Source organism: Alcanivorax sp. HI0044, from assembly GCF_001634945.1.
In genome coordinates this window covers 1-751 of the sequence record NZ_LWEZ01000084.1, presented here as the reverse complement: position 1 = coordinate 751, position 751 = coordinate 1, and the positions used below count along the sequence as shown (strand labels likewise).

Below are 751 nucleotides of genomic sequence, written 5' to 3'. Positions count from 1 at the left end.
ACCATGCGCCAGATAATCACCACCCCGATACCCTGTAGAACACCGGCGATGATCAACATGGTGTGACCGGTATCCGTGCGCAGCAGCACATCGGCATACTTCTCGTTAATCAGCATCATGTAGACCGCCATACCCAGCGGCAGCAAGGTAAAGGCGCCGGCGGTGAAACGCGTTTCTGCCGTGGACGCGAGGAACTCGCGACGCAACTCCTGTTGCGAACGCAGGGAGTTCGCCACTTGCTGCAATACCGGACGAATGGAAGAACCAAAACGGGCAGAGGTACGCAAGGCGATGGAAACCAGCACCAGTGAGGGCACCTGATACAAGCGCGCAAAATCGTCAAAGAGTCCGGTGTAATCACGGCCGGATTCCACCGCGCTACGCAGACGGAAGGTCAGTGACGCAAACACCGGCGGCGCATCCTGGAACGATTCCAGCAGTGAGGCTTCCAGAGAACGGCCCGCCCCCATGTAGCGAAGCGTGGAATCCATGATCCCGGGCAAGGATTCAAAAATAGTGCGACGCTGCTGCTGAAAACGAAAACGCCAGTACAACCAGAGGCTGGCAACAATGAACAGCGCCAGCACCGCCGTGGCAATCAGCCCTGAAGAGGCCAGCACCAATGCCAGGATGACAAAAATAACGATCGCCATCAGCGTAAGCTGGGTGCGGGACAGTCGAATATCCGCCCGCAACAACAATCGGTCCAGAGGTCCACTGACCACTCGCGCCTGCCCTGCTTCCTGGCCCA

The 751-nt window shown here is 57.9% G+C and carries 1 protein-coding gene; it reads right to left on the bottom strand.

Translation table 11 applies throughout. The features are described from left to right. On the bottom strand, positions 1-751 hold a 751-nt coding region (locus A3730_RS01035), incomplete at both ends, for a type II secretion system F family protein (protein WP_063537285.1).